The sequence below is a fragment of the Alcanivorax sp. UBA3183 genome (genome assembly GCF_002364155.1).
Classification (GTDB): Bacteria; Pseudomonadota; Gammaproteobacteria; order Pseudomonadales; family Alcanivoracaceae; genus Alcanivorax; species Alcanivorax jadensis.
In genome coordinates, this window is sequence record NZ_DEXN01000038.1 from 25,044 (window position 1) to 49,460 (window position 24,417).

At 58.8% G+C, this 24,417-nt stretch carries 17 protein-coding genes and 1 tRNA gene; 12 read left to right on the plus strand and 6 right to left on the minus strand.

Annotated features, from left to right (window positions below; translation table 11 throughout):
- Positions 1-271 precede the first annotated feature (271 nt).
- The 6 genes from B3Q33_RS11690 (at position 272) to B3Q33_RS11715 (ending at position 10,315) form a co-directional block, all read left to right on the plus strand.
- Positions 272-5,083 (plus strand): NAD-glutamate dehydrogenase, encoded by a 4,812-nt coding sequence (locus tag B3Q33_RS11690; RefSeq protein WP_273009466.1) that lies wholly within the window; start codon positions 272-274, stop codon positions 5,081-5,083.
- Between the two features lie 204 nt (positions 5,084-5,287).
- Complete coding sequence (locus B3Q33_RS11695; protein WP_273009464.1) at positions 5,288-6,343, plus strand: PA0069 family radical SAM protein; 1,056 nt, start codon at positions 5,288-5,290, stop codon at positions 6,341-6,343.
- A 168-nt stretch (positions 6,344-6,511) separates the two neighbouring features.
- Positions 6,512-7,273 (plus strand): SDR family NAD(P)-dependent oxidoreductase, encoded by a 762-nt coding sequence (locus B3Q33_RS11700; RefSeq protein ID WP_035249537.1) that lies wholly within the window; start codon positions 6,512-6,514, stop codon positions 7,271-7,273.
- Positions 7,274-7,628: 355 nt separating this feature from the next.
- Positions 7,629-8,246, plus strand: coding sequence for a TetR/AcrR family transcriptional regulator (locus B3Q33_RS11705; RefSeq protein WP_035249540.1), 618 nt, complete (start codon positions 7,629-7,631; stop codon positions 8,244-8,246).
- A complete protein-coding gene (locus B3Q33_RS11710; protein WP_273009481.1) occupies positions 8,246-8,884 on the plus strand; it encodes an alpha/beta fold hydrolase in 639 nt (212 codons plus the stop codon). Before B3Q33_RS11705 ends, B3Q33_RS11710 begins: the two co-directional genes overlap by 1 nt.
- A gap of 30 nt (positions 8,885-8,914) precedes the next feature.
- Positions 8,915-10,315, plus strand: a complete 1,401-nt coding sequence (locus tag B3Q33_RS11715; protein ID WP_272962995.1) for a tetratricopeptide repeat protein — start codon at positions 8,915-8,917, stop codon at positions 10,313-10,315.
- On the opposite strand, the gene B3Q33_RS11720 is transcribed toward B3Q33_RS11715, so the two are convergent.
- The gene (locus B3Q33_RS11720) at positions 10,299-11,621 is read right to left on the minus strand and encodes a rhomboid family intramembrane serine protease (RefSeq protein WP_052043037.1); all 1,323 of its coding nucleotides are present in this window, start codon (positions 11,619-11,621) and stop codon (positions 10,299-10,301) included. The two genes, B3Q33_RS11715 and B3Q33_RS11720, sit on opposite strands and share 17 nt — an antisense overlap.
- A gap of 170 nt (positions 11,622-11,791) precedes the next feature.
- Positions 11,792-12,265: a hotdog fold domain-containing protein gene (locus B3Q33_RS11725; RefSeq protein WP_035249548.1), complete on the minus strand. Its 474-nt coding sequence runs from the start codon at positions 12,263-12,265 to the stop codon at positions 11,792-11,794.
- A gap of 131 nt (positions 12,266-12,396) precedes the next feature.
- Here B3Q33_RS11725 and B3Q33_RS11730 point away from each other — a divergent pair, with 131 nt between their 5' ends.
- The gene (locus B3Q33_RS11730) at positions 12,397-15,345 is read left to right on the plus strand and encodes a DUF748 domain-containing protein (protein WP_273009463.1); all 2,949 of its coding nucleotides are present in this window, start codon (positions 12,397-12,399) and stop codon (positions 15,343-15,345) included.
- Positions 15,346-15,347: 2 nt separating this feature from the next.
- A complete protein-coding gene (locus tag B3Q33_RS11735) occupies positions 15,348-16,094 on the plus strand; it encodes a class I SAM-dependent methyltransferase (RefSeq protein WP_035249555.1) in 747 nt (248 codons plus the stop codon).
- A 97-nt stretch (positions 16,095-16,191) separates the two neighbouring features.
- Here the strand turns inward: B3Q33_RS11735 and B3Q33_RS11740 are convergent, their stop codons facing one another.
- Positions 16,192-18,150 carry a transglycosylase SLT domain-containing protein gene (locus tag B3Q33_RS11740; RefSeq protein ID WP_273009461.1) on the minus strand — a complete coding sequence of 653 codons (1,959 nt, stop codon included), beginning with the start codon at positions 18,148-18,150 and terminating at the stop codon, positions 16,192-16,194.
- A 182-nt stretch (positions 18,151-18,332) separates the two neighbouring features.
- Here B3Q33_RS11740 and B3Q33_RS11745 point away from each other — a divergent pair, with 182 nt between their 5' ends.
- Positions 18,333-19,307 (plus strand): methyltransferase, encoded by a 975-nt coding sequence (locus B3Q33_RS11745; RefSeq protein ID WP_272962992.1) that lies wholly within the window; start codon positions 18,333-18,335, stop codon positions 19,305-19,307.
- A 94-nt stretch (positions 19,308-19,401) separates the two neighbouring features.
- Here B3Q33_RS11745 and B3Q33_RS11750 read toward each other — a convergent pair whose 3' ends face one another.
- Entirely contained in the window at positions 19,402-20,382 is a 981-nt protein-coding gene (locus B3Q33_RS11750) for an SDR family oxidoreductase (protein WP_273009459.1), read from the minus strand.
- Positions 20,383-20,508: 126 nt separating this feature from the next.
- Between B3Q33_RS11750 and B3Q33_RS11755 the strand changes: the two genes are divergently transcribed.
- Positions 20,509-20,582: transfer RNA gene (locus tag B3Q33_RS11755), tRNA-Gly, on the plus strand.
- Positions 20,583-20,636: 54 nt separating this feature from the next.
- Here the strand turns inward: B3Q33_RS11755 and B3Q33_RS11760 are convergent.
- A complete protein-coding gene (locus B3Q33_RS11760; RefSeq protein WP_035249563.1) occupies positions 20,637-20,921 on the minus strand; it encodes a hypothetical protein in 285 nt (94 codons plus the stop codon).
- 166 nt (positions 20,922-21,087) lie between these two features.
- Here B3Q33_RS11760 and B3Q33_RS11765 point away from each other — a divergent pair, with 166 nt between their 5' ends.
- Together B3Q33_RS11765 and umuC are read left to right on the plus strand one after the other, a co-directional pair.
- Positions 21,088-21,525 carry a LexA family protein gene (locus B3Q33_RS11765; protein WP_035249566.1) on the plus strand — a complete coding sequence of 146 codons (438 nt, stop codon included), beginning with the start codon at positions 21,088-21,090 and terminating at the stop codon, positions 21,523-21,525.
- Between the two features lie 5 nt (positions 21,526-21,530).
- A complete protein-coding gene (gene umuC / locus B3Q33_RS11770) occupies positions 21,531-22,802 on the plus strand; it encodes a translesion error-prone DNA polymerase V subunit UmuC (protein ID WP_273009457.1) in 1,272 nt (423 codons plus the stop codon).
- 22 nt (positions 22,803-22,824) lie between these two features.
- Here umuC and B3Q33_RS11775 read toward each other — a convergent pair whose 3' ends face one another.
- Positions 22,825-24,285, minus strand: a complete 1,461-nt coding sequence (locus tag B3Q33_RS11775) for a DUF3336 domain-containing protein (protein ID WP_035249570.1) — start codon at positions 24,283-24,285, stop codon at positions 22,825-22,827.
- Positions 24,286-24,417: the final 132 nt, after the last annotated feature.

Sequence of the window (24,417 nt, forward strand, 5' to 3'; positions counted from 1 at the left end):
TTCCGGTCAGGCCGGCGTCTGATCGCGTCGTTATCAATTATCCACTCTCTCCATTAACAATTTAGCGGTGTTGGTGCAGTTCGCTTGGACTCAGTGCACCCTGCATAGCGATATAGCCCGCTGCACAATGTTGCTGCCGCTTTCCTGTCATTTTCCTGTTTGCCGATCTAATCACGGCGCCGGGCTGGTATTGATCCATTCCTCCGGTATAGAGTGAAACCGAGGCCGCTGGCCCCTTGCCGGCGCGCCCGAACGGACGCCGGAGGATTCGATGCAGGATGACGTCGCGCAGCGCCAGGCCCTGTTACAGGCCCAGCTTGAAGCACTGGTTACCGCCCACGTCGGGGTCGAACATCAGCCCCTGTTCCGCAGTTTCATGGCGGCTTATTTTGAAATGAGCAGCCAGGCGGCGCTCACCGCCCGTACCCCCGAGCAGCTTTTTCACATCGCCCAGCAACACTGGATGATGGCCTTCCAGCGCCACCCTGAAGAAACCCTGATTCATCTGAAACCACCCACTAGGCCAGGTGGGCTGGCGGCGTTGCGGACGGTGACCGATGACGTGCCATTTCTGGTGGATTCGATCGCCATGGCGGTACGAGATGCGGGCACGGCTATCGACTGGACTATTCATCCAGTGATACAGGTGCTTCGTGATACCCATGGACACATGACTAGGGTGGCCGGCGTTGGCGATGGCGAGAATCCGGCGGAATCCCTGGTCTATGTTGAGTTTGAACCACTGGCCAGCGACGAGGCCTATGAGCATCTCCAGGAATCCCTAGAACAGGTGCTGGGAGAGTTGCGCCTGGTGGTGGAGGATTTTCCGGCCATGCTGGATAACCTGGAAACCACCCAGAAGAACCTCTCTGGGGATTTCCCCAGTCGCGATCAGGAAGAACTTGCCGAGGCTCAGGCCTTTATTGACTGGTTGTCACTGGATCATTTTACCTTCCTGGGCTATGCCCGCTCCCGGGCGGAGCCCGTGGACGACGGCATCAAGCTTTCCCTGGATCATGATGCCGGGCTTGGCCTGGCCCGCCCCGGCAGCCGTTATGCCAACGCGGAAGAGTTTATTGCCCCCCACGACGAGATGGCCAAGTACATTGCCCATGGTCGTCTGGTGGTGGTGACCAAGGCCAATGCCCGTTCGCCGATCCACCACCCCCATTACATGGATGTGGTATCGGTCAAACGGTTGGCGGAGGACGGCACTGTAGAGGGGACCGATCGTTACATCGGCTTGTTCTCGCTGGATGCCTATATCAATCGTCCCCGGGACATCCCGTTGATCCGTCGCAAGGTCAATTATGTGCTGGACCGCTCCCGCCTGCCCGAGCGGTCCCACTCCGGCAAACATCTGCGCGACATTATCTATCAGTTACCCAGAGACGAACTGTTCCAGTGCAGTGAAGAGGAGCTCTACAGCATCTGCATGGGTATCCGTGCCCTGCGCGACCGTCACCACCTCAGCCTGTTCATGCGGCGAGATCGTTACGGACGGTTCTATTCCTGCATGGTCTATCTGAGCCGGGAGCGTTATTCCCGGGAACTGCGTGATCATGTCACCGCCGAGTTGAAGCAGCTCTGCAATGGCAGCTCGGTGGAGCGCACGGTGGATTTTCTGCGTGAGGGGCTGGCACGGATTCACTGCATTATCCGTATTCCCCAGGGGACTCATCTGGCCATGTCACAGGCCCAGGTGGAAGAACGCCTGTTGGCAGTTACCCGCACCTGGGCTGACCAGCTTCGCGACATCCTGCGCAAGGAGGGCGAGCATGGCGAAGAGGGTGCCGGACTGGCGCAGCGCTTCGGCGACGCTTTCCCGGTGGGCTATCAGGAAAAGACTGATCCGATGGAAGCTGCAGCGGATATTCATTATCTGGCGCAGTTGAATGACCGCCAGCCGGTGCTGCCCTCGCTGTCCATCAATAGCGGCGACGGGGCTGCCTGCCCCACCAGTCTGCGTCTCTATAGCCAGAAGAAACCGATTGGTCTGTCAGATGTGTTACCCGCGCTGGAAAATTTCGGTCTGCGCGTGGTGAGACAGGAACCCACTCAGGTCATCCCTCGGGATGGTGAGGCCCAGTGGGTACAGGTGTTTGATGTGCAGGTGCATGGTGATTGTGCCCTGGGGCCGGTGCAGCAGAAACGCTTTTTTGAAGAGGCGTTTCTGGAATGCTGGCATGGCAACACGGAAAACGACGGCCTTAACCGCTTGGTACTGTTGGCTGGCCTTAACTCCCGGCAGATCGTCTGTCTGCGGACGCTGACCAAGTACCTGGTACAGACCGGCTTGCCCTATTCGCAGAATTATATGGAACAGTTGCTGGCGGACCATGCCAGCATCGCCCGCTCTCTGGTGCAGCTGTTTGAAACCCGTTTTGACCCCGGAATCAGCGACGAGCGCCGCAAAAACGAGGGCCTCAAGCTGGCCCAGAACCTGGATCACCAGCTGGACCAGGTGGCCTCGCTGGATGCGGACCGGGTGCTGCGTGCCTTCCTCAGTGTGGTGCGGGCCGGGTTGCGCACCAACTTCTACCAGCCGGATGCGGCCGGCCACGACAAGTCCTATGTGAGTCTGAAGCTGGACCCGAGTCAGGTATCGGAACTGCCGCCGCCGCTGCCCATGTATGAAGCCTTCGTCTATTCACCGCAAATGGAAGGTATCCATCTGCGTGGTGGTCCGGTGGCCAGGGGCGGGCTGCGCTGGTCTGACCGGCGCGAGGATTTCCGAACCGAGGTGTTGGGCCTGGTGAAGGCGCAGATGGTGAAGAACGCCATTATCGTGCCGGTGGGTGCCAAGGGCGGCTTTGTGCTCAAGCGAGGCAACCCGGCGGACCGGGAGGCCTGGCAGCAGCTGGGCATCACCTGCTACAAGGAATTTATTCGCGGCCTGCTGGATATCACCGATAACCGGGTCGGGGATCAGGTGGTGCCGCCGGCCTCCGTGGTCCGTCATGATGGCGATGACCCTTATCTGGTGGTGGCCGCTGACAAGGGCACCGCGACCTTTTCTGATATCGCCAATGGCCTGGCCGATGAATACGGCTTCTGGCTGGGCGATGCCTTTGCCTCCGGCGGCAGTGCCGGCTACGACCACAAGAAGATGGGTATTACCGCCCGCGGTGCCTGGGAGAGCGTTAAGCGGCACTTCCGGGAAGCGGGCAAGGATATCCAGACAGCGCCCTTTACGGTGGTGGGCATCGGCGATATGGGCGGCGATGTGTTCGGCAACGGCATGTTGCTGTCCGAACAGATCAAGCTGGTTGCCGCGTTCAACCACATGCACATCTTCATTGATCCGGACCCGGACCCGATGACCACCTTTGCCGAACGTCAGCGGCTGTTCAACACGCGTGGCACCACCTGGGAAGATTTCGATGCATCGCTGATTTCCGACGGTGGCGGGGTCTGGTCGCGCAGTGCCAAAAGCATCACCCTCAGTGAGCAGGCTTGTAACGCTCTGTGTATCGAGCAACGTACCCTGACACCCGCGGAGTTGATCACCGCCATCCTAAAGGCACCGGTGGAGCTGCTTTGGAACGGTGGCATTGGCACCTATGTGAAAGGTAGCAACGAAAGTCCGGCACAGGTAGGCGACCGGGCCAACGATGCCATCCGTATCAATGGTCGCGACCTGCGTTGTCAGGTGGTGGGCGAGGGCGGCAACCTGGGGCTGACCCAGTTGGGGCGGATCGAGTACGCGCTGAACGGCGGCTGTATCAACACCGATGCCATCGACAATTCCGGTGGCGTGCACAGCTCCGACCGGGAAGTGAACATCAAGATTCCACTCAATCAGCGGCTGCGTGATGGTCGCCTGGACCGGGAAACCCGTGACCCGCTACTGGAGCGGATGACCGATGACGTGGCAACGGCCGTGCTGCGCGATAACTATGTGCAATGCCTGGCCCTGAGCCTGCTGGAATTCAATGCCGCCAGCCGTCTCGACGAACACGCCAACCACCTGCGCACTCTGGAGCGCCAGGGCTCGCTGACCCGCTCGGTGGAATACCTGCCGGATGACGAGGGGCTCAGTGAGCGCCGCACCCGGGGCAAGGGGCTGACACGGCCGGAACTGTCGGTGTTGTTGTCCTACACCAAGAACGCCCTGTTTGATGCCATGCTGGCCACCGATGTGCCGGACGACCCCTTCTTCGATCAGGACGTGCTCAACTATTTCCCGGAAGAGCTGGTGGAATCCTTCCGCGAGGATTTATTGGCGCATGGGTTGCGCAGGGAGCTGATTGCCACTGTGTTGTCCAATGCCGTGGTCAATCGTATGGGCTTTTCCTTTGTCCACCGTTATGCCGATGAGCATGGTCTGTCCCTGCACCGTATCGTCAAGGCCTATGCCATGGCTCACGCGGTGTTCGATGGGGACCTTTACTGGGCACCGGTGGACGGGCTGGATGGCAAGGTGGACAGCCAGGTGCAGCTGCGCCTCTATGGTCGTGTCATCGGCCTGATGAAACACGTCACCACCTGGCTGATCCATTACAAATGGGGTCGTCGCCCGGTGGCGGAAGCGGTCAACCGCTATCGCAAGTCCATTGGTGAGCTGGAAGCCATGCTGCCGGATATCCTGCCAGGCAGTTACCGTCAGGAGTGGGATCAGGCGGTGGCCGGCATGGGCGACGATGGCGTGCCGGAAAAAGAAGCTCGCCTGCTGGCCAACACCATGGTGCTGGGCAGCGCGCCGGACGTGATCGAATTGGCCTCCCAGGCCCAGGTGCCGCTGAAACTGGCGGCGGAGGTCTACTTCCTGGTCGGGGATCGCCTGCAGATCCTCTGGCTGTTGTCCGCCATCATCGACCTGAGCGTACAGGGTCGCTGGCAGGCCCTGGCCCGCGCCAACCTGCGCGAAGACTCTTATCGCCTGCACCGCCAGGTGGCTGCCAAGGTACTGGAACAGGAGGGCGACAACGCCGCCGCTCGTTTTGCTGCCTGGGAAGACAAGGCCAGCCGCAAGGTCGCCTTCGGCATCCACCGCTTGCAAACCCTGCAGGCAGACAGCCCCCACGACTTCATGACACTTGCAGTCGGGGTAAGGGAGCTGCGCAAGCTTCGGAGTTTGTAGGCCACTTATGCCACCAGACTTCGTTGGAGCTATGCTTGCATGGCGAAGGGGTTGCCCGCTTCGCCATATGCTGGTGATCAATACTCCCATTCGCCTTGCGAGCAAGGCGCCACCGGGCTGGCTGGGCGTAGTTGGGTAAAAAGTATTGAGTCCGGGCTCTTCTCGATATACTGTACAAAAAGACAGTATTCGACGGGAGCCATTATGCCTGCTGTGAACCGGGGTACCCTCAGCCAGATACCGGGACGCTTTGCCGTCAGCCATAGCGATATGGATGACGCGCCGGTAAACCGGCCCACCCGCTATCACCGTGAACAGGCAAAAAGCCTGATCATGACCAATCGCAGCCCGGACCTGCCATTTGAGCAGAGCATCAATCCCTACCGGGGCTGTGAGCATGGCTGTATCTACTGCTATGCCCGCCCCAATCATGCCTATGTGGATCTGTCACCGGGCCAGGATTTCGAGAGTGAAATCTTCTGCAAGGACAATGCGGCAGAGGTACTGCGCGATAGTTTGCGCAAGCCAGGATATCGCTGTCGGCCCATTGTGCTGGGTACGGTGACAGATCCTTATCAGCCCATCGAACGAGAACGGCGTATAAGCCGGGAACTGTTGCAGGTGCTGGTGGATTGCCAGCATCCCTTCAGCCTGATCACCAAGAGCACCCTGGTACTGCGAGATCTTGACCTGATTGCTCCCATGGCGCGCCTGGGCAGGGCGTCGGTGGCGGTGTCCGTGACCACGCTGGATAACCGCCTCAAAGGCGAGTTGGAGCCACGGGCCAGTGGTGGCCGTGAGCGCATCAAGGTGATTCGTGAGCTGAGCCGGGCCGGGGTGCCTGTAACTGCCCTGGTGGCGCCAGTGATTCCTTTCATCAACGACCACGAGCTGGAAGATATTGTCGAGCAGGTGGCCCAGGCCGGTGCTCAGCAGGCGGGTTATGTGGTGTTGCGACTTCCCCATGAAGTGGGGCCGCTCTGGGAGGAGTGGCTGCATGAGCATTACCCGGAGCGGGCGGAGAAGGTGATGTCGGTGATGCGGGATCTGCATGGTGGCGCCGTCTATGACAGCCGCTGGCACCAGCGACAAAGCGGGCAGGGGGCCTGGGCGCATCTGCTGCGCCAGCGTTTTGCATCCGCTTGCAAAGCGGCCGGATTGCAGGCCCGTGAAGAACAATCTCTGGATTGCAGTGGCTTTGTGCCACCAGGTCCCCATGGCCAGCTCAACCTGTGGGGCGTGGCAGAAGGGGAGACCTGAAGCGATGGCGCTGTTGGAGCTTTGCTCGCAAAGCGAAGATTGCACTGAAAACCAGGGCTCTCAAAAGGTAGTGTCGAGGCGCAACTCATTTAAGTGACCAGCGGTTATTTACAGATCGGTGATTTTTCTCTAAATTAGTGACCGATGGTTACTTAATGGAGAAAAGCTATGCAAGCGGTCGTTATTACTGGCGCCAGTGCCGGTATTGGTAAGGAATTTGCCCGGCAATTGGCAATGGAAGGGAACAACCTGGTATTGGTGGCCCGGCGCCTGGATCGCCTGGAGGCCCTTGCCGGCGAGTTGCGCGAGCGAAACGGTATTGAGGTTGCCTGCATCGCCTCGGATCTGGCGCAGCCGGAAGCCTCCGCCGAGCTGGCAAAGGCGCTGGAGCAACAGCAGATCGCGGTGACTGGCCTGATCAACAATGCCGGCTTTGGTGATCGCGGGCAGTTTGCGGATCTGGATCTGCAGCGGCAGCTGGATATGGTGCAGGTGAATGTGACAGCCCTGGTAGATCTGACCTGGCGTCTGGTGCCGGCGCTCAAGCAGGCTAAGGATGCGTTTGTGATCAATGTGGCGTCTTCGGCGGCCTTTCAGGCAGGCCCGAACATGACCATTTATTACGCCACCAAGGCCTTTGTTCTGTCGTTCTCTGAAGGCCTGCACGAAGAGCTGAAAGGTAACGGGATCGCGGTCAGCGCTCTGTGTCCAGGTGCTACCGATTCAGAGTTTGCTACCGAAGCCCACATGACCGATACCCTGTTGTTCAAGGCTGGCACCATGACTACCGAAGCGGTGGTGAAAAAGTCTCTGGCAGGGCGCCGTCGCGCCATTGTGATTCCCGGCCTGAAAAATTTGCTGCTGGTGTGGATGGGCAAGTTCTCGCCCCGTATGATTACCCGCCGACTGGCAGGCATGCTTCAGGCGTAATCTGCGCTGGCGGATCTCTGGCGTAGGGTGCACTGAACCTTAGGCGAACTGCACCAATACCGTTAAGTTGATAATTGAGAATGGATAATTGATAACGACGCGATCAAACGCCTGCCTGATTGGAAAACTCAGAAGCCGCGTTCAAAATGCAAGTGCGGCATCCGGGCTTTGAGAATAAAGGCACTACCCCGCACGTTATCAATTCTCAATTATTCATTATCAATTTTTCTGGTGCAGTTCTGAACCCTACGCTCGGCGCCCCTGCAGGTTCCGACTGGATACTAATGTCGGCGGAAAATCATGCTTGCATGATGAGCGATCTGGCACTGATTCCTGATTCAATCAGAGGTTCCCTATGGCCGAATGTGTTTTTCAGCGCGCCCGCTCACCTGAGCAGAAGGCGGAACGGCGCGCCCAGATTCTTGCGGCGGCGGCAACCTTCTTTGAGCAGGAGCGTTTCGAAGCCATCAGCCTTGCCTCCATTGCCCGCAGGGCCGGCGTCACCAAGGCGGCGTTGTATCGTTACTTCCCTTCCAAGGAAGCGCTGTTTCTTGGCTTGTACCTGGATGAACTTGAGCGGGTAAGCCATGCGCCAGTGGATGACAGCTTGCCACTGTGGCAGGCCTTGTCGGAGATGCTGGTGGCGCGCCCATTGTTTTGCCGGCTCACAGCGATCCTGCACTCAGTGCTGGAACAGAATCTGGATGAGGCGGCGGCCTTAGCGTTCAAACAGTCCCTGCTAGCGCATTTCGCGCAATTGGCTCAGCGTCTGCAGCAGGCCTATGGTCTGTCCAGCGATAAGGCGGCCACTTATCTGATGCAGGTACAGCAAACCTTGATCGGCTGCTGGGCTGTCAGTCATCCGGCACCGGTGGTAGAGAAGGTGCTTGATACACCTGGGCTGGATCTTTTTCGGGTAGATTTCAAAACGGCGCTGCAGGCCCAGTTCAAGGCGCTGGAGATGGCGCTGTGATGGATTTGCTGTGGAACTGTGCCGAGCAGCCAGCGGCGCTGTTGGTGCTGGCCCATGGCGCTGGCGCTCCCATGGATAGTGACTTCATGAACGCCATGGCGGAAGCTCTGGCCGATCGGGGAATCTCCGTTGTCCGTTTCGAGTTCCCCTATATGGCGCGCCGTCGCCAGGAACAACGCAAGTTCCCGCCGAATCGCGCCCCGCAGTTGCTGACGCACTTCCGGGACGTACTGGCGGCGTTGCCGGACGACAATCTGCCGATCTGGATCGGGGGCAAATCCATGGGCGGGCGCATGGCATCACTGCTGGCAGCGGAAACAGACTGTCCGCCTATCCATGGAGTGGTGGCGTTGGGTTACCCGTTTCACCCACCGGGAAAACCGGAGAAAACCCGCACTGAGCATCTGCCACATCTGGCTGTCCCCATGCTGATTTGCCAGGGTGAACGTGACCCCTTCGGCAAGCCGCAGGAGGTGACGAATTATGGTTTGCCGCAAGCCATCTCTTTACACTGGCTGCCCCATGGGGATCATGATTTTCGACCACTAAAGCGCAGTGGTCTTGAGCAGACCGATTTGATTGGTGACGCTGCTGTCAGGGCAGCATTGTTCATCAGGGAAATAAGAGCGGCACAATGACGTGCCGGTAGGGAAGGGTAAGGGAGTGACATGGAAGCCTGTAATTATCACCTGAAGAAGCCAGGGAGCTGGCATTGCTCCGGTTGCAGCAAACGGTTTTGTGGGCAGTGTGTGCCGGGTGGAGAAGAGAATTTTCGTCCTGGCTTGCCGCGCTGTGTGTTGTGCAGCCAACAGCTGGACTGGCAGGGCGATGGTGAGCCTGGAACGCCATTCTGGCAACGCTCCGGGGAAATCCTGCAATACCCGCTCAAGCCACCGGCGTTATGGCTGATTCTGTCTCTGGGCATTGCCAGTGTGCTGCCTCTGGGGCTGCTTACGGGCCTGTTGTTATTGTTTCTGGCTCTCACCCTGTTTGTTTATTCGCTGGTAGTGATCGCGGAGGTCGCTGGCGATGACTGGGTACCGCCATCCCCGATGGATGTGATGTCCGAAGGTGGCTTGCTGGTCAAGCAGATCGTCCTGTTGATTACCTTGTTTACGGTGCCCCTGTTGCTGGTTTCAACGTCCATGGTTCTGGCCATGGGGCTGCTGGCCCTGGCTGCGCTGGTGTTGCCGGCGGCGGTGATGATTCTTGCAGTGAGTCGATCTCTGCGCATGGCGTTGAATCCGTTGCGCTGGTTGCAGCTGGTGGTCACTGTCGGGGTGTCCTACCTGCTTTTGTGGTTTGCCGTGATGGCGGTGACGGCTGCTCCGTCGTTACTGCAAACCCAGAGTGATCTTCAGGTGTTGGTATTTCTGGGTACGGCGTTCTCTGCTTATACGACGATTGTTGCCTCTGCCATGATGGGCGCCATGCTCAATGAAAAGGCCCGCGAACTGGGGCTGGCAGAAGATGAGCCCCGGGGGCGTTCCCTGGCTGCGGATGATTTTGATGTGGCAGAAGCGCTGGGTTCTGCCCATATCTATGCTCAGGAAGGGCGTTTTGACGATGCGCTGGGCGTGGTAAATCGTGGCCTCAATGCAGCCCCAATGCACCAGGAACTGAACTGGCGCCGACTGCGTCTGCTGCGCTTGCTGGAAAAAGACAAACCCTGGCAGGCGCATCTTGCCCGTTTTCTTCGCCAGCAATTGGCCAATGGCAACGAGGGTTCCGCTGTGCAGATCTGGCTGGAAGCCCAGCAGCAACAGCCGGGATTCCGCTTTGAAGAAGAAGGCAGTTTGTCTTTGTCGTTGGCCCAGGCGTTGTACGAGAGGGGGCGATTGAAAGAAGCGCAGCATTTGCTGGTAAACCTGCATCAACGAACGCCGGGCTTCCCATTGTTGGGCACGGCCTATGTGCTGTTGGCCCGATTGTATATGGAGCAGCACGGGGATCTGCTCCGGGCGGGCAAGTTGCTGGCCTTTGTGGAAAAGCACTTTCCCGATCAGTTTCAGAGCCAGGAATCCTGCGAAGCCATGCAGGTATTCCAGCGTCTTAAAGCCGCTGGCTGAGCCGTTCCAGGCGAGGGTGCTGCCACTGTTTCTTTTGCAGATCCTGCACGATCTCTCGTACCAGCTTGCTACGCTGCTGGCGCCAGGCCAGCTCTGCCAGCAGCAGTTGGTAGGCGGGAGGCAGGGCACGGATGTCGCCGCCCAGAAATTCGTATTCCTGCCATAGCGCCCCCAGCAGGGCATCACTGCCCTGGCGTTCGCTCAAGGTTTTAACTGCCTCTTTCATGGCCGCATCCAGCTGCTTGCGGCGCAGGCCCATCTGCAGGAAGAAAAACCACAAGGGGCGGCTTTTAGGGTGGTTGACAAGCCATTGGCGGCAGCGGGACTGGGCATCATCAAAGCGTAATTGTTCGGCCAGTTGCTGGCAGATTGCAGGCACCTGAGTGTCATCTCCGTCCATGCCGGGCTGATTGCCTTTCTGCCGGTTCGGTTGCTCGGTGAAAGGAAGCAGGAAAGCCAGAGCCAGCCCGGTCAGCAGGCCGCCGGCGTGGGCCATATAGGCGACGTTGCTGTTCATTGTCGCCGCCTGTATCAGTTCCCAGCCCAGCCATACCGGAAACAGCACCAGTGCCGGTGCCCGGAAGCTACCGAAGAAAAATCCCAGCGTGTAGAAAAACTCCAGCTTGCGCAGACGGAATGTGCCGGCAAACAGTCCCATCAGACCGGAAATGGCGCCAGATGCCCCCACCAGTGGAATGCCGCTGTTCGGAGCGGATGCGATAAACAACAGGCCTGCACCGATGCCACAAAGCAGATAAGCCGGTAGGAAACGCCGGGCACCCCAATGCCGTTCCATGGCAATGCCAAACATGATCAGGAACAGCATGTTGCCGAGAAGATGAAACCAGTCACCATGCATGAACTGGGAGCTGAGCAGGGTGACCAGGCTGGGATCATTGGGAATCAGCCCCCAGCGAATAGTGGATTGCTGATCCATCCAGTCTTCAAGATCGTTGCGAAGCTGGCGCCACTGGTTGGCAGGGGGGTGTTGCTGCCAGTGGTGGTGAACATGCAGGGCGAATGCCTGATCGTACCAGCCGTAGGCCATCATGAAATCCGCGCCCTTGTCGTTCATGGCCACAGCATCGGCATAGGTCCTGCTGTCCTGCTGTGATAGCCACTGCAGCAGCAAATCCACTTCATAGTCCGCCAGCAGATTGGCCTGTTCTGCAGTCAGCGGACCGTCTCTTTGCAGATCCTGGTGGGTGGTCCAGGTATAGACGGCAATATTGATCAGGATCAGCAGAATGCAGATCCAGGGCGTAGTGCGGCGCGCTTCCTTGTCACCGACGGGTACGATAAGCATGTGGTTCCCCCTTTTCCCGGCGACTAGTGTAGCGTCATCCTTGCAGGCGGGGGAGGGCTGTCAGAGCGCTGCGGGTTCAGAACGAAAGAAGCCGCGCCCAAATGCCTGGACACGGCCTCATACAGTGACGCAAACACGGCCCCAGCTCGGGAACCGTTAACTATTCACTGTTAACTGCTTTTAGCGGGTTTCTCACTGATCCACAGATTGATGGTGCCTTCCACTACCACGGTGCCATCGTCGCGCATGGCTTTGACGGTGACGGGAAGGTTGCCGGGTTTCCAGTCTTCCGGATTGGCTTCGGCGGTGGCAGTAATATCGCTGGTGGCCTTGGCGGTATAGTTCACATCCATGCCTTTGGGAATCCAGCGCAGGTGCTTGGGCACAGAGGATTCCGCCATGGCGCCCATGGCACATTCCAGTGCGTTGCAGATGGCGATCACGTGCACTGTCTGGATGTGGTTTTCCACACCTTTACGTTTCTTGAACTTTACCTCACAAAAGTTGGGGCGAAGTTCGCTGATGATCGGGGTAATAGTGGCAAAGTAGGGGGCTTTGCGGCTGAACACCATGGAAAACAGCTTGCGGCCGGCGGGCAGCTTCAGGGCTTTTTCGTACATGTTCAGAAGGTAGTTGTCGCTCATGGCAGGACTCCTGTGCAAGATGCGCCCATTTTCCATAGCCACCATGGCGGCGCAATGGGTTTGGAGCGCCAGCGGGGCGCGCAACTGCTACCATGGCGTCAAAATCGGAGCGTCTTGATAGGGAGACAGATGTGAAGGTGTTACAGGCCTGGAAAAGCAGTAGCTGGAAAGTGAAAACCCTGATTATTCTGGCTAGCCTTTATCTGCTTTACGCCTTGTTTGGCTTTTTCCTGGCGCCGGGACTGGTCCGGGATAATGCCAGCAAGGCACTGGCGGATCTGACTGGTCGGCAAGTCACCATTGATGAGGTGAAGATCAATCCTCTGGTGCTGAGCGCCACGGTGAATGGTTTCTCCATCCAGGATGACCAGACAGAGGTATTGCTAGGCTTCAACCAGCTGTATGTGAATTTCCAGTTGTCTTCCCTGTTCCGCTGGAGCTGGCATTTTGATGAAGTCATGCTCGATGCATTGACGGTGCGTGCCCAACGCAATCCCGGTAACACCTTCAGCTTTGATGATGTGTTGACCCATATCCAGGAGCAGCTTGCCCAGGCTCCGGAAGAGGAAGCTCCGCAGCCGGAGCAGGAGCAGGAGGAGCCTGGCTTGCCGGCCATTTCCATTGCCAGCCTCAGCCTTGCCGCCGGCGATCTGCGTTTTACCGAGGCCTCCGGCGACGAGCCGGAAAAGCTGGTGCTGCCACTGGCTTTCACGGTGAGCAATTTTTCTACCAAGGGCAAAGGTGAAAACAGCAATGACTACGCGATTCGTCTGGAGGGGCCGGACGGTGGCGCACTGGATTGGCAGGGTCGCTTTGAATTCACTCCCTTCATCGCGCGGGGACACTTGAGTGTGGAAAAGGTCGACCTGGTGCCCCTGGCGCGGCTGCTCAAGAATGAAGTCCGCTTTACCGTGCCGTCCGGCGAACTGGATGTGGAAACCGCCTATCATTTTGCTGCGGAGCCGCAACCGAAGGTAGTGCTCAGTGATGGCCAGATGGTATTACGACAGCTTCAGCTGCTCAAGCCAGGTGAAGACTCCCCCAGCGTGTCGCTGCCGCAAGTCAGTGTTGAAGGGGTGGAGCTGGATTCCCTGGCACAGAAGGTCAACGTTCCCAAAGTGACCGTCACTAATCCTGAGCTAGGCGTGGTGCTGAATGAACAGGGCATCGACCTGGCGACGCTATTTTTGCCGTCGGACCGGGAAGCCGCTGAAGAGCGGGTGGAGGAAGTAAAGGAAAAAGCCGAGCAGGCGGCCCAGAAGGTGCAGGAAGGCAAGGCTGACTGGATCGTGCGGCTGGACACCCTGCAAGTGGACGGCAGTGGACTGCGCTTTACTGACCGTACTCTGCAACCTGCTCAGGCCTTGACCCTTTCGGACGGTCAACTGACCTTGAAAAACCTTATTATCGGTGAGCCTGCTACCTTCACCTGGGAAGGTAGCAGCAAGATCCAGCAAAGCGGCACACTGAAGCATTCCGGGGAAGGCAATCTGACCCCCTTCAGTGTTGATGCCCAGGCGGCCTTGCAAGGATTGCCGTTGGTTCCCTTTTCGCCCTGGCTGGAACGCGAGGCGCCGCTGGTTCTGGCCGACGGGGTTTTGTCTGTGGATACCCGCGCCAGTGTGAAAGGTGAGAACACGGCGGTCACCGTCAGCGCCAATGCGTCCCTGGAAAACTTCAGTTTGCTGGAGAACGGCGAATCCCTGCTCAAGATCAACCAGGGCAGCGTGACGGATCTGTCGTTGGCCTCTGCCGGGCAGACGGTACGTATTGGGGAAATCGGCCTTACCGGCATGGATATGGCCAATCGGGTGGATGCCCAGGGCCGGGATGTGGCCACACGGATTCAGGCGGGCATGGCTTCCGGTGATGCCAGCGGTAGCGGCAGTGATACGAGCCAGGGTGAGCAGGGTAAATCTTGGCAGGTGACGGTGGATCGAGTACGTCTGGTTGGCAGCCAGATCCGCCACGAGGACTTGTCGCTCAGTCCTGATTTCCGCATTGGCCTTTATGAGCTTTCAGGGAACCTGCGCAATCTGGATACCCGCCCGGGCAGAAAGGCCACCATGGATCTGAACGCCCAGGTGGATCGTTATGCGCCGTTCAGCATCAAGGGCGCGCTGACGGCGGAGCCTCTGTTCACTGACTTGAACATTTCCCTGAAGAATTACGAAATGACTGGCCTGACCCCCTATACGGGGCAATATCTGGGTTACAAGGTGGAGAAGGGCCAACTCGGCGTGAACTCGGGCGTGTCCATCGACAACAACCGGCTTAGCAGCAACACGAATATTCTTGCCGATGAATTCTACCTGGGAGAAAAAGTGTCCAGTGATACGGCGGTGAACGCGCCTGTGAAACTGGGGTTGTCGGTGCTGCGTAACCGTTCGGGGAAGATCACCCTGCCGGTCAGCATGGACGGGGATCTGAATGATCCGAGCTTTAGCGTTGGAGGCATGGTGCTCAAGGTGTTGAGCAACGTTGTGGTGAAGGCGGCGACGGCACCGTTCTCTGTGCTGTCGGCGCTGGCGGGCGGCAAGAACCTGGAGAGTATTGCTTTTGAGCCGGGGCTGGCAGCAACTGGTCAGGACACGGCTTCTTCCCTGGAGGCGCTGGCCAAGGTGCTCAATGAGCGCCCGGAATTGCGTGTGGGGCTGATCGGTACCACCAACGCTGAGGATCGCACCGCCCTGGCTGCGCAGGCCATCGGCCGCGAGGTGGCAGACGAGGACTGGCAGGGTATTGATGATGCCTTGCAGGAAAAGAAATGGCGCCGAAAATTGATTCGTCGCTATGAATCCAGCACCGATCGGGATGTGGAAAGTCTGGTAGGCAACGCGCTTCCCGAGGATGACGAGCAACGTGAAACGGTACTGGCCAAAGCCGCCTGGGAGACCATGCTGGCAACCGATACCAAGGCCCTGGACCGGGCTCAGCTCACAGAACTGGCACGCCTGCGAGGGGAAAATGCCAAGGCGATGCTGGTGCAGACACTGGGTATTGAACAGAGCCGGATTTTCCTGAACGAAACCAATGTCGATGGCAAAGTAGCTGGCCTGACTCTGACCCTGGAAAAATAAGTGTGGCGCTAATCTGGAAAACCGAGCTGCAGGGGGTGCATTACGAAGTGCGCCGTGCCGGTCGAACCCTGCGGCTTTATGCCAATGGCGTACAACACTCCGAGTTTCACCCCAAACGCCTGCTCACCGGCAGTGTCTGGGATCTGCTCTGGTTGCCGGCCCTGCTGCACGAGCCCTCCCGGTTCCGACGGGTGCTGGTGCTGGGCCTGGGGGGCGGGTCGTTGATCCCGCCCATTCGCCAGTTACTGAATCCTGAAACGCTGGTTGCCGTGGAGCTGGACGCTGCCCACTTGCAGGTGGCCCGTGAAGTGTTTGGCATGGACGCTTTCGGCGTGGAGACCTATGAGGGCGATGCCCAGGCATGGCTGCAGGCGTATCAGGGGGAACCGTTCGACCTGATCATCGAAGACCTGTTTGCGCCCAGCAATCAGCAAGTCAGCCGGGCTGTGCCGGCGGACAAGGCGTGGCTGCAATGCCTGGCGGACAATCTGTCGGCCAGCGGTACCCTGGTGATGAACTTTGGTGACTGGAAGGAATACCGGGAAAGTCCCGCTGCCACGGATGAAGCCATGGCTGGCTATGCCAGCCGTTTCCGGCTGTCATGCAGTGACTGCCACAATGCGATTATCGCTTTTACCCGGGAACCGGCCCGCAGTATTCATCTGCGCAGAAGGGTAGAAGCCACCAAGTCCCTCAGCACCCGCGATGCTCGCGCCCGGCTGGATTACCACATCCGCCAGCTGGATTGAGAAGAAACCAGCTACTAGCTACGAGCTGCGCGTAAAAACCTAAAAACAGGTTCTTTTACTGGAAGCTAGTAGCTCGTAGCTAGAAGCTCATATCCTTTCAATCCAGCATCGATACCGAATACAGATCCTGGCTTTCCTTTTCGGTGAGCAGTTGTGAGGTGCGTGCCTGGTTGTCGTGTAGCCCAACAAACAGGGCCCGATAGGTGAGCACGGCCTGGACATAATCCCGGGTTTCCCGGAAGGGAATGGATTCAATCCAGACATCGGCGGGCACCGCCTCGTCCTCTTCCCTCAACCAGTTGTTCACCCGATGCGGACCGGCGTTATAGGCCGCCAGAGCCAGTACTCGGTTGCCTTTGAACTCGTCCAGCAGCTCCGCCAGATAGCGGCTGCCGAGCTGGATATTCAAGTCAGCGTTTTGCAGGGTGTTGGTGGTGGGGCGGCCCAGGTTGGCATCTTTGGCAACCTTACGGGCGGTGCCCGGCATCAGTTGCATCAGCCCCATGGCGCCGACAGGTGAACGGGCCTGGGGATTGAAGGCACTTTCCCGCCGAGCCACGGCCATGGCCAACCAGGGGTCCAGATCATGCCTTTGCGCTTGCTGTTCAAACTCGCGCTGATAGGCAGGCGGGAAACGCCAGGCGAGAACATCCCAGGCCTTGGCCTGGATAGATGCCTGTACCGCCAGATCGTACCAGTGTTGCTCCAGCGCATGCTGGGCAAGCTGGCGGACGTTGGCATCATCGTTGTGCCACATCAGCCACAGCCATTCCTGACGGGCCGCGTAATCCTCGTTCAGCTCGCGCAGCAGGCGTACACGGGCGATAGCCTGAGGGGGAGTGAAATCCGCGGACGGTTGCACCTGGGCATTGGAGAAATGGTAGGGCTCGCCCAGGCGGTCGGCGGCCATAAAGGCAAAGAAGTTTCTGTGTCTGGAGGCTTGCCGGTAGAGGGCACGGGCCTGGTCAGGCTGGTTCAGTTCTTCCAGTGCCCGGGCGCGCCAGTAGAGCCAGCGCGAATCCTGCTGTTCGCTATCAGGTAAACGGGTAATCCACAGTTCCGCGCTGTCCCAGTCCTGTTCGATGATGGTGCGGCGGGCACGTTGGTCCAGCAGCTCCGCATCCGGGTTGACCGTCAGCCAGTTGTCCAGCCATTGGCGGTTTTCTTCAATACCTCGAATGGTGGAATACCAGGCGATGCGCCGGCCGGCGTCTTCCCGCATGGCGTCATCGCGAAGGCCTTGACGGCGACTGTGGTCATCGAACCATTGCCGTGCCTTAACGGTGTCCTTGTAGGCCCAGCGATGTATAGCGGCGGCCAGCAGTTGCTGACGCTGTTCCGGTTTGATGTTGGTGGGCAGGTTGTCCACCTTGTCGGGATGCCGATAAAGGGTTTCCAGCCAGTCACTGGCGGTGTCGTAATCCGTATCCTCGAGTTTTCTGGCCAGGTAACGAACCAGGCCATGGCTGTTGGCCTTGAAGGCCAGCAGCTGTCTTTCCCAGATTGCCGCATCATCAATGACGCCGCCTGCCTGGGCCTGATCAAACAGGGGATCACACTGATTTGGGCGTGACTGGCCGCTGGCCCAGATGTCGGCAGCGGCTTGCAGGGCACTATCGTCACCGTTGGCCAATTTGGCCTGGTAGTAATAACACTGACGCGCGGTGGCTGAAGGCTCGTTGCTGTTGACGGCCAGCAGGGCGTCCCATTTTTCCACCTTGCCATAAGCCACGTTGGCCAGCTGGCGAATGTCGTTTGGCAGCGGGGAATCGGGGTAACGCCGGGCGTAGTCGTTTATCTTTTCCGGTGCCAGGTCGGGCAGGGCCGCGCGCAGCCGATGAAAATCCAGATAGGCTTGCAGGGGGTGATCATCGCCCAGCTGTTTTTCCAGTCGGGTCAGAGTATTCCAGTCATCATTGCGTGCTGCGTCCAGTGCCTGGCGGAAGACGCCGCTATCCGTAGCGGCGGCTACCAACGAAGAAAACAGGCAACAGCTAAACAGTGCCACAGCGCGAAAATAGGTTACAGCGCGAATGCAGGGTGCAGCGCTAACCATTTGAGCCTCCACATCGTCGGGTCAACGTTCCAATTCTACCGGTGCGGCAGACTCTTTGGCGTGCGGAATGTGTAAAACTTGCAGGCTGGTACAAAAGTCTGAGAGTGCGTTATGCCTGACATGAAAACGCCTGCTGCTCTATACTGCGGCGCACTTTACTCCGCCGGTTCGGGCTTGCTGCTATGGAAAACACGACACAATTGCTACTGCGCCAGGCTGGCGCTCTGTCGGGCCGTCAGGTGCTGGTGATCGATGCCAACGACCCGGCGTTGAAAAGCCTGGATGTGGATGCCCAGCTGCAGTTGCATGCGGATGATTTCACCGTGGGCGCCCAGCAATGGGCGCCGGCACCGACGGTGCCACCCGAGGTGGACCTGCTGGTGTTGCCTCTGCCCAAATCCATCGACCGCTTGCGGTTTTTGCTCAACTGGCTGGCTGGCGAAATCAGTCAGCCGGTGGAGTTGTGGTTGATCGGGCCGGCGAAGGGCGGCATCCGCGGGGCACTGAAACATCTGCAGGCACATGTGGATGATGCGGTACTGGTGGATAGTGCCCGCCATTGCAAGCTGTATAGCGGGCAGCTACAGCCGGGAGAAACGCAGACCCTGGCGGCCTGGGGAGAGGTGATTCCGGTGGGTGAGCTGGAAATCGTCAGCTACCCGGGCGTATTCAGCCATGGCCGTCTGGATGAGGGCACCCGGTTGTTGCTGGATCTGATGGCAGAACACCGCTTGCCCAGACGGGGAAGCATGATCGACATGGGCTGCGGTGCTGGTGTGATCAGTGCCAGCCTGGCCAGCCAGGGGTGGAAGGTGCAGGCGGTGGACGTGAGTGCCTGTGCGGTCGCTGCGACAACTGCGAGCCTGGCTCGCAACAGCTTGCAGGGCCGCGTGACTGGCGGCGATCTGTTTTCCCCACTGGCCGGCCGGGTGGACATGATCGTGACCAACCCGCCGTTCCATGACCGGCGCCAGCGTACCACCGATATCACCCGCCGATTGATCGCCGAGGCGCCAGCCTATCTGAACAAGGAAGGGGTAATGTGGTTGGTGGCGAACCGCGAGCTGCCTTATGCCCAGTGGCTGGACGATGCTTTTTCCCATGTGCAGGTGGCAGGGGAAACCACGCGTTTTCGGGTATACCGGGCGGTGGTCTAAATCAGGAAAAGGGCATTGCCGGGCAGATGTCTTTTCCCGGTAACGGTTTTCTGCAGGCGCCATGCTTGTGCATGGCGAACCACCCACTTCGTTCTTACAGGCGTTGTTCCTGCACCATCCAGCGAATACAGTTTGCGATCATGGTGGCCAGTGGCACCTGATCGTTAAAGCCTAATTCCTGGACGGCTTTACTGCCGTCGGCATGTACCCGGCTGGTGACCAGCGCCACTTTTTCCGGTGTCAGCCGAGGCTCATTACCGGTAAACAGGCTGCCGATGGGGTATAGCTGTCCGGCCAGTTTCAATACCGCCGGGGGCACGGTTCGCGACGGGGCTTTTTTACCGAGCTGTCCGGCAATGGTCTGTACCAGTTCCAGAAAGCTGGCTTCCACCCCGGCCAGGATATAGCGCTCGCCGCATTGGCCGCTTTCCAACGCCGCCAGGTGTGCTTTGGCCACCTCTTCAACGGCACAGAAGTTGCCCCCGCCCGGTGGCACCCCTGGCAGCTTGCCGTCCTGGATCAATTTGATCATCTGCGACCAGTTATGGGTGTCACCGGCGCCGATAATGCCGCAGGGATTGAGGATCACCGCGTCCAGACCCTGCCGGATACCGTTCTCTATTTCCTGCTCGGCGAGGTACTTGCTGCGGTTGTAGCCGATCCAGTCGTTAGCTGCATTGGAGGGCGTCTGTTCGTTGATGGGGGTGTCCTGAATGCCCCAGGCGGAGATTGAGGAGGTATGGACAAATCGGCCCGCCACGTTTTTCAGTGCCGCGCTGACCATGGCCCGGGTGCCCAGTACGTTATCTCTGTACTGTTGCGCGTTGCCACGCCGCCACAGGCTGGTATTGCCGGCCACGTGAAAGACGGCATCCGGCGCTGCCGGCATCACCAGTGCCAGTTCGGTGGCATTATCCAGCGGAGCCTGTACGACCTGAACGCCTTTGGCCTGAAGCGCCGCGGCATCGCTGCGTGGCCGTATAACCGCAGTGACGTCCCAGCCTTTTTCCAGCAGCTGGTCGACGATGTGTCCACCGAGAAACCCCCGGGCCCCACTCACAAATGCCATTGGCATGGCCACGCTCCTCTTTGTCATTCTGATCTGTCCCGCAGTGTAACCTCAAACCCGTCATGATGGCGTATCTGCTCACATCAGCGCTGGCCAAGGCGCATCCTTTTGACTATATTGCCGGTTGTTCAAGCGGGTGTAGTTCAATGGTAGAACGGCAGCTTCCCAAGCTGCATACGAGAGTTCGATTCTCTTCACCCGCTCCATATCAAAAAAAGCCACCCATCGGGTGGCTTTTTGTTTTTCCGGATCCGGCGTTTTCAGATCGGGTAGGCAAGAAACTGTCCGCCCAGCCGGAACAGCACCTGCACCTGCATGCCATCCTCCATGTCCATGGCAGCGTCCCGTGCCAGCATGATGTAAGGGTAGCGGTGAGCCCAGGCACAAGGCTTCACATAATGGGGAAAGGACGGGTCGGGTGCATCGGCGACAAAGCTGTCACTTTCCCGATGATAGAGCACATATCCCTGAAACGCGGCGCTGGCCGGCAGCCCCATTTCTTCCAGAAAGTCGGACATCCAGCCCGGGTTACCTTCAAGCATCATGACTACACCCTGATGACGGCATTGTTAGTCCAACCCTAAGGCAGCCATGGCGGCGTTTGGATATGCCTTTCTTTGCGTTTTGTTACCTTGCTGTGTGTTCTGTCAGTGCCGGTATCGATGGTGTGGAAATGTCATTTAACTGTACATAAAGACAGTATTTGATAGCATGGCCCCATCGTTATCTTTCCTGTGGTGTCCCATGACTGCGCTGCCTTTTTTCTCCGAACGTGTTGCTGCCGGTTTTCCGTCCCCGGCCCAGGGCTATATGGAGGCGCCGCTGGATCTGAACCAGCTATGCATTGGCCAGCAGGAGGCCACCTTTCTGCTTCGGGTAGAGGGGGACTCCATGCGGGAAGCGGGGATTTTCCCGGACGATATTCTGGTGGTGGACCGCTCCCTGGAGCCATCTCACGGTGATGTGGTGGTGGCGTCGCTGAATGGGGAGTTCACCGTGAAGGAGTTGCGGCTGCGGCCACAGCCCATGCTGATGCCACGTAACCCCCGCTATGCAGCGATACCGCTGGCGGATCAGGAGTGGGAGTTGTTTGGTGTGGTGACATTTTCCCTTCATGCACACCGGCCGGTGGCCCGGCCCCGGCGGTGAGTGCCATGTTTGCCCTGGTCGATTGCAACAGTTTCTATGCCTCCTGTGAGCGCGTTTTCCGGCCGGATCTGGCAGGGCGGCCGGTGGTGGTGCTATCCAATAATGACGGCTGCATCGTGGCTGGTTCTGCCGAGGCCAAGGCGCTGGGGGTGAGAACCGGCATGCCATTGTTCGAGGCTCGGGATCTGATTCGCAAGCACCGGGTCGCGGTGTTCTCCTCCAACTATGTGCTCTACGGGGATCTCTCCCGGCGGGTGATGGCGTCACTGGCTACCCTGGTGCCGGCGGTGGAGGTGTACTCCATTGATGAGGCCTTTCTGGATCTGTCCCTGATGCAACCTGAGGAGCTTCAGCCGCTGGGGTTGGCCCTCCGCGAACGGGTAGGCAAGTGGGTGGGTGTGCCGGTGTGTGTGGGAGTGGCACCCACCAAGACCCTGGCCAAGCTGGCCAACCATGCCGCCAAGACGTACCCGCAGACTGGGGGCGTGCTGGTGCTGACAGATCCGCGGTGGCGTGAGCGCCTGCTGGCACGTACACCGGTCTCGGCGGTCTGGGGTATCGGTCGGCGCCTCGGGCAGCGTTTGAATAATATGGAGATCGAGACGGCTCTGGATCTGGCCCGTGCCGACTATCGTCTGATCCGCAAGCGGTTCTCGGTGGTTCAGGAGCGGGTAGTACGGGAGTTGAACGGCGAGAGTTGTCTGCCCCTGGAAGCCCGGCAGGAACCCCGTCAGCAGATTATCCATTCCCGCTCTTTCGGTGAGCCGGTGGCATCGCTGGCAGCGGTGCGGCAGGCGGTCAGTGATTTCACCGCCCGGGCGGCGGAAAGCATGCGGGCAGAAGGGCTCAGTGCCGGTGCCATCAGCGTTTATCTCCGCACAGCGCCGATGGGCAAGCCGCAGCAGTTATTCCCCGATTCTGGCCGAACAAGTCTGTCGCCAGCCACGGTAGATACCCGGGTGATGGTGCACCATGCGGTGGAGATGGTAACGGCCCTCTGGCAGGCCGGTTATCGCTATGGCAAGGCGGGCGTCATGCTGACGGACCTGGGCCCGGCGGGGCGTGAGCAGGTCACCCTGTTTCGGGAAGACGAAAACGCGGAGAAAGGGAAGGCGTTAATGCAGGTGATGGATACCATCAACAGCAGCGGCAAGGGCAAGGTATGGCTGGCGGGTCGGGGAATGAACCAGAATGAACGGTGTGTTTGGGCCATGCGCCGAGCCCATTTATCGCCGGCCTATACCACCCGCTGGGCCGATCTGCCCCGGGCTCGATGAGCCACGGGGCAGAGGGTAGGGCTCAGACGGCGGTCATCGGTACCTGTTCGAGCATGCGTTCCTCGATACGGTCCAGGCGGGCGCGACAGTCGCGGAAGGTGCGGCTGATGGCGGTGGTGTTGGCCACCATGCCGAGCTTGGGCCAGGTCGCCTTTTCCCCTTTGCGGATGTAGTTGCGAACATCCTGCAAGGTGGGGTTATTAAGCACTTTGAAGGCATTCATGGGCTGGCGTGGCGGGATCATGTTGATATCGCCGATATACTTCTGGGTGACCATGCTCTTGGCCTTGTCGAACATCAGCCCCACGTCGTTCGATTCCACCCTGCGCTGAATCAGTTGCAGGGCGTAGCGCAGATTCATGGAGACATTTTTCAGCCCCCAGTCCGCCAGGGTGCTCATTGAGCTGTCGGTATTTTCGTTACGCGACAGGAATGGCACCACATGGGGGTTGGTCTGGCTGACGATGGAATGGTTGACGCCATAGAGTCGGGACAGGCGGCGGATCGGCAGGTCGTCGACGATGGAGCCATCCACGAACTTGCGACCAGGAATGTAGGGCACCCGCTCGCCATCAATATTCTTGGCCCACAGGGAAACCGGTGGATAGATGCCGGGAATCGCGCAGGAAGCCAGTGATGCCTTGCGGATCAGCACATTGGGCGAGGTGCGCCAGTTGAGCAGACGGGCATGCTGATTACGGTCGTAAGGGCTGACGGTAATGTTGATTTCGCGGCCGGTGTGCCGGTAGGCCTCCTCGAAGGTCATGTCGAGGATGTTTTCTTCCAGGCAGGCTTCCAGGTGGTCGCCATCCAGCACCGGGGTGCCACGGATGATGCCCTTCCAGCCCAGCACCTTGAAGGCTTCCAGGTAGATGTTTTCCGGTTCCAGTTTGAGTTTCAGTTCTTCATCGTTGTGGGTGCCCACAACGGAGGCAATGATGCTGCCGGCACTGGAGCCGGAGATCACCGAAGGTAGCAACCCCTGTTCCCACAGGCAGCGGGCCACACCGATATGAAACAGACCCAGAGCGGCGCCACCGGAGAGCATCAGACAGCTCTGGCCGAAGGCCTGGCCGGTGGTTTCGAAGAAATCCAGTTTCTCCTTGAGCCCGAACTCCTTGAAATTGGTGTCGCACAGGTAGTTCAGGGCGATGGTGACTTCTTCGAGATAATTCTCGATCAGGCGTTTGGTGCCCACGCGAGTTTGTTGATAGAGGCGCGGGTTGGAAATGTTGCCCAGATTGCCATGCAGGCCTTCGTGCAGGTGAAACACCAGCTTGTTGACGTCATTGCGTTCACGGGCCTGGCGAATCTGCCACAGGCGATTGCGGATCAGCTCGTAGTCATAATGGGGGGAGCGATCAATTTCTTTCCATTCGTCCGCACCGGAAAGACGGTCGTGTTCGCGGCTGGCTTCGTACCACTCTTCGTAGGTTTCAGCGTGCTCGATGGCCCGATCCAGTTGTTTGAGAGTGCCTTTCATGCAGGTCTCCGCTCATTGTTGTCATTAGCTGATGTCAGTATAGCCATGACCCATGGGGAGAATTAAGGCTTTGTAGGACAAAAAGAACGCGGCCGAAAAGAAAAGGCCGCGTTTATATGGGCAGAATTGCCT

What these genes read in the sequence shown, in the direction of transcription:
- B3Q33_RS11690 (WP_273009466.1), top strand. Translation starts at nt 272, where the DNA reads ATGCAGGATGACGTCGCGCAGCGCCAGGCCCTGTTACAGGCCCAGCTT.
- B3Q33_RS11695 (WP_273009464.1), top strand. Translation starts at nt 5,288, where the DNA reads ATGCCTGCTGTGAACCGGGGTACCCTCAGCCAGATACCGGGACGCTTT.
- B3Q33_RS11700 (WP_035249537.1), top strand. Translation starts at nt 6,512, where the DNA reads ATGCAAGCGGTCGTTATTACTGGCGCCAGTGCCGGTATTGGTAAGGAA.
- B3Q33_RS11705 (WP_035249540.1), top strand. Translation starts at nt 7,629, where the DNA reads ATGGCCGAATGTGTTTTTCAGCGCGCCCGCTCACCTGAGCAGAAGGCG.
- B3Q33_RS11710 (WP_273009481.1), top strand. Translation starts at nt 8,246, where the DNA reads ATGGATTTGCTGTGGAACTGTGCCGAGCAGCCAGCGGCGCTGTTGGTG.
- B3Q33_RS11715 (WP_272962995.1), top strand. Translation starts at nt 8,915, where the DNA reads ATGGAAGCCTGTAATTATCACCTGAAGAAGCCAGGGAGCTGGCATTGC.
- B3Q33_RS11720 (WP_052043037.1), bottom strand. Translation starts at nt 11,621, where the DNA reads ATGCTTATCGTACCCGTCGGTGACAAGGAAGCGCGCCGCACTACGCCC.
- B3Q33_RS11725 (WP_035249548.1), bottom strand. Translation starts at nt 12,265, where the DNA reads ATGAGCGACAACTACCTTCTGAACATGTACGAAAAAGCCCTGAAGCTG.
- B3Q33_RS11740 (WP_273009461.1), bottom strand. Translation starts at nt 18,150, where the DNA reads ATGGTTAGCGCTGCACCCTGCATTCGCGCTGTAACCTATTTTCGCGCT.
- B3Q33_RS11745 (WP_272962992.1), top strand. Translation starts at nt 18,333, where the DNA reads ATGGAAAACACGACACAATTGCTACTGCGCCAGGCTGGCGCTCTGTCG.
- B3Q33_RS11750 (WP_273009459.1), bottom strand. Translation starts at nt 20,382, where the DNA reads ATGCCAATGGCATTTGTGAGTGGGGCCCGGGGGTTTCTCGGTGGACAC.
- B3Q33_RS11760 (WP_035249563.1), bottom strand. Translation starts at nt 20,921, where the DNA reads ATGATGCTTGAAGGTAACCCGGGCTGGATGTCCGACTTTCTGGAAGAA.
- B3Q33_RS11765 (WP_035249566.1), top strand. Translation starts at nt 21,088, where the DNA reads ATGGCCCCATCGTTATCTTTCCTGTGGTGTCCCATGACTGCGCTGCCT.
- umuC (WP_273009457.1), top strand. Translation starts at nt 21,531, where the DNA reads ATGTTTGCCCTGGTCGATTGCAACAGTTTCTATGCCTCCTGTGAGCGC.
- B3Q33_RS11775 (WP_035249570.1), bottom strand. Translation starts at nt 24,285, where the DNA reads ATGAAAGGCACTCTCAAACAACTGGATCGGGCCATCGAGCACGCTGAA.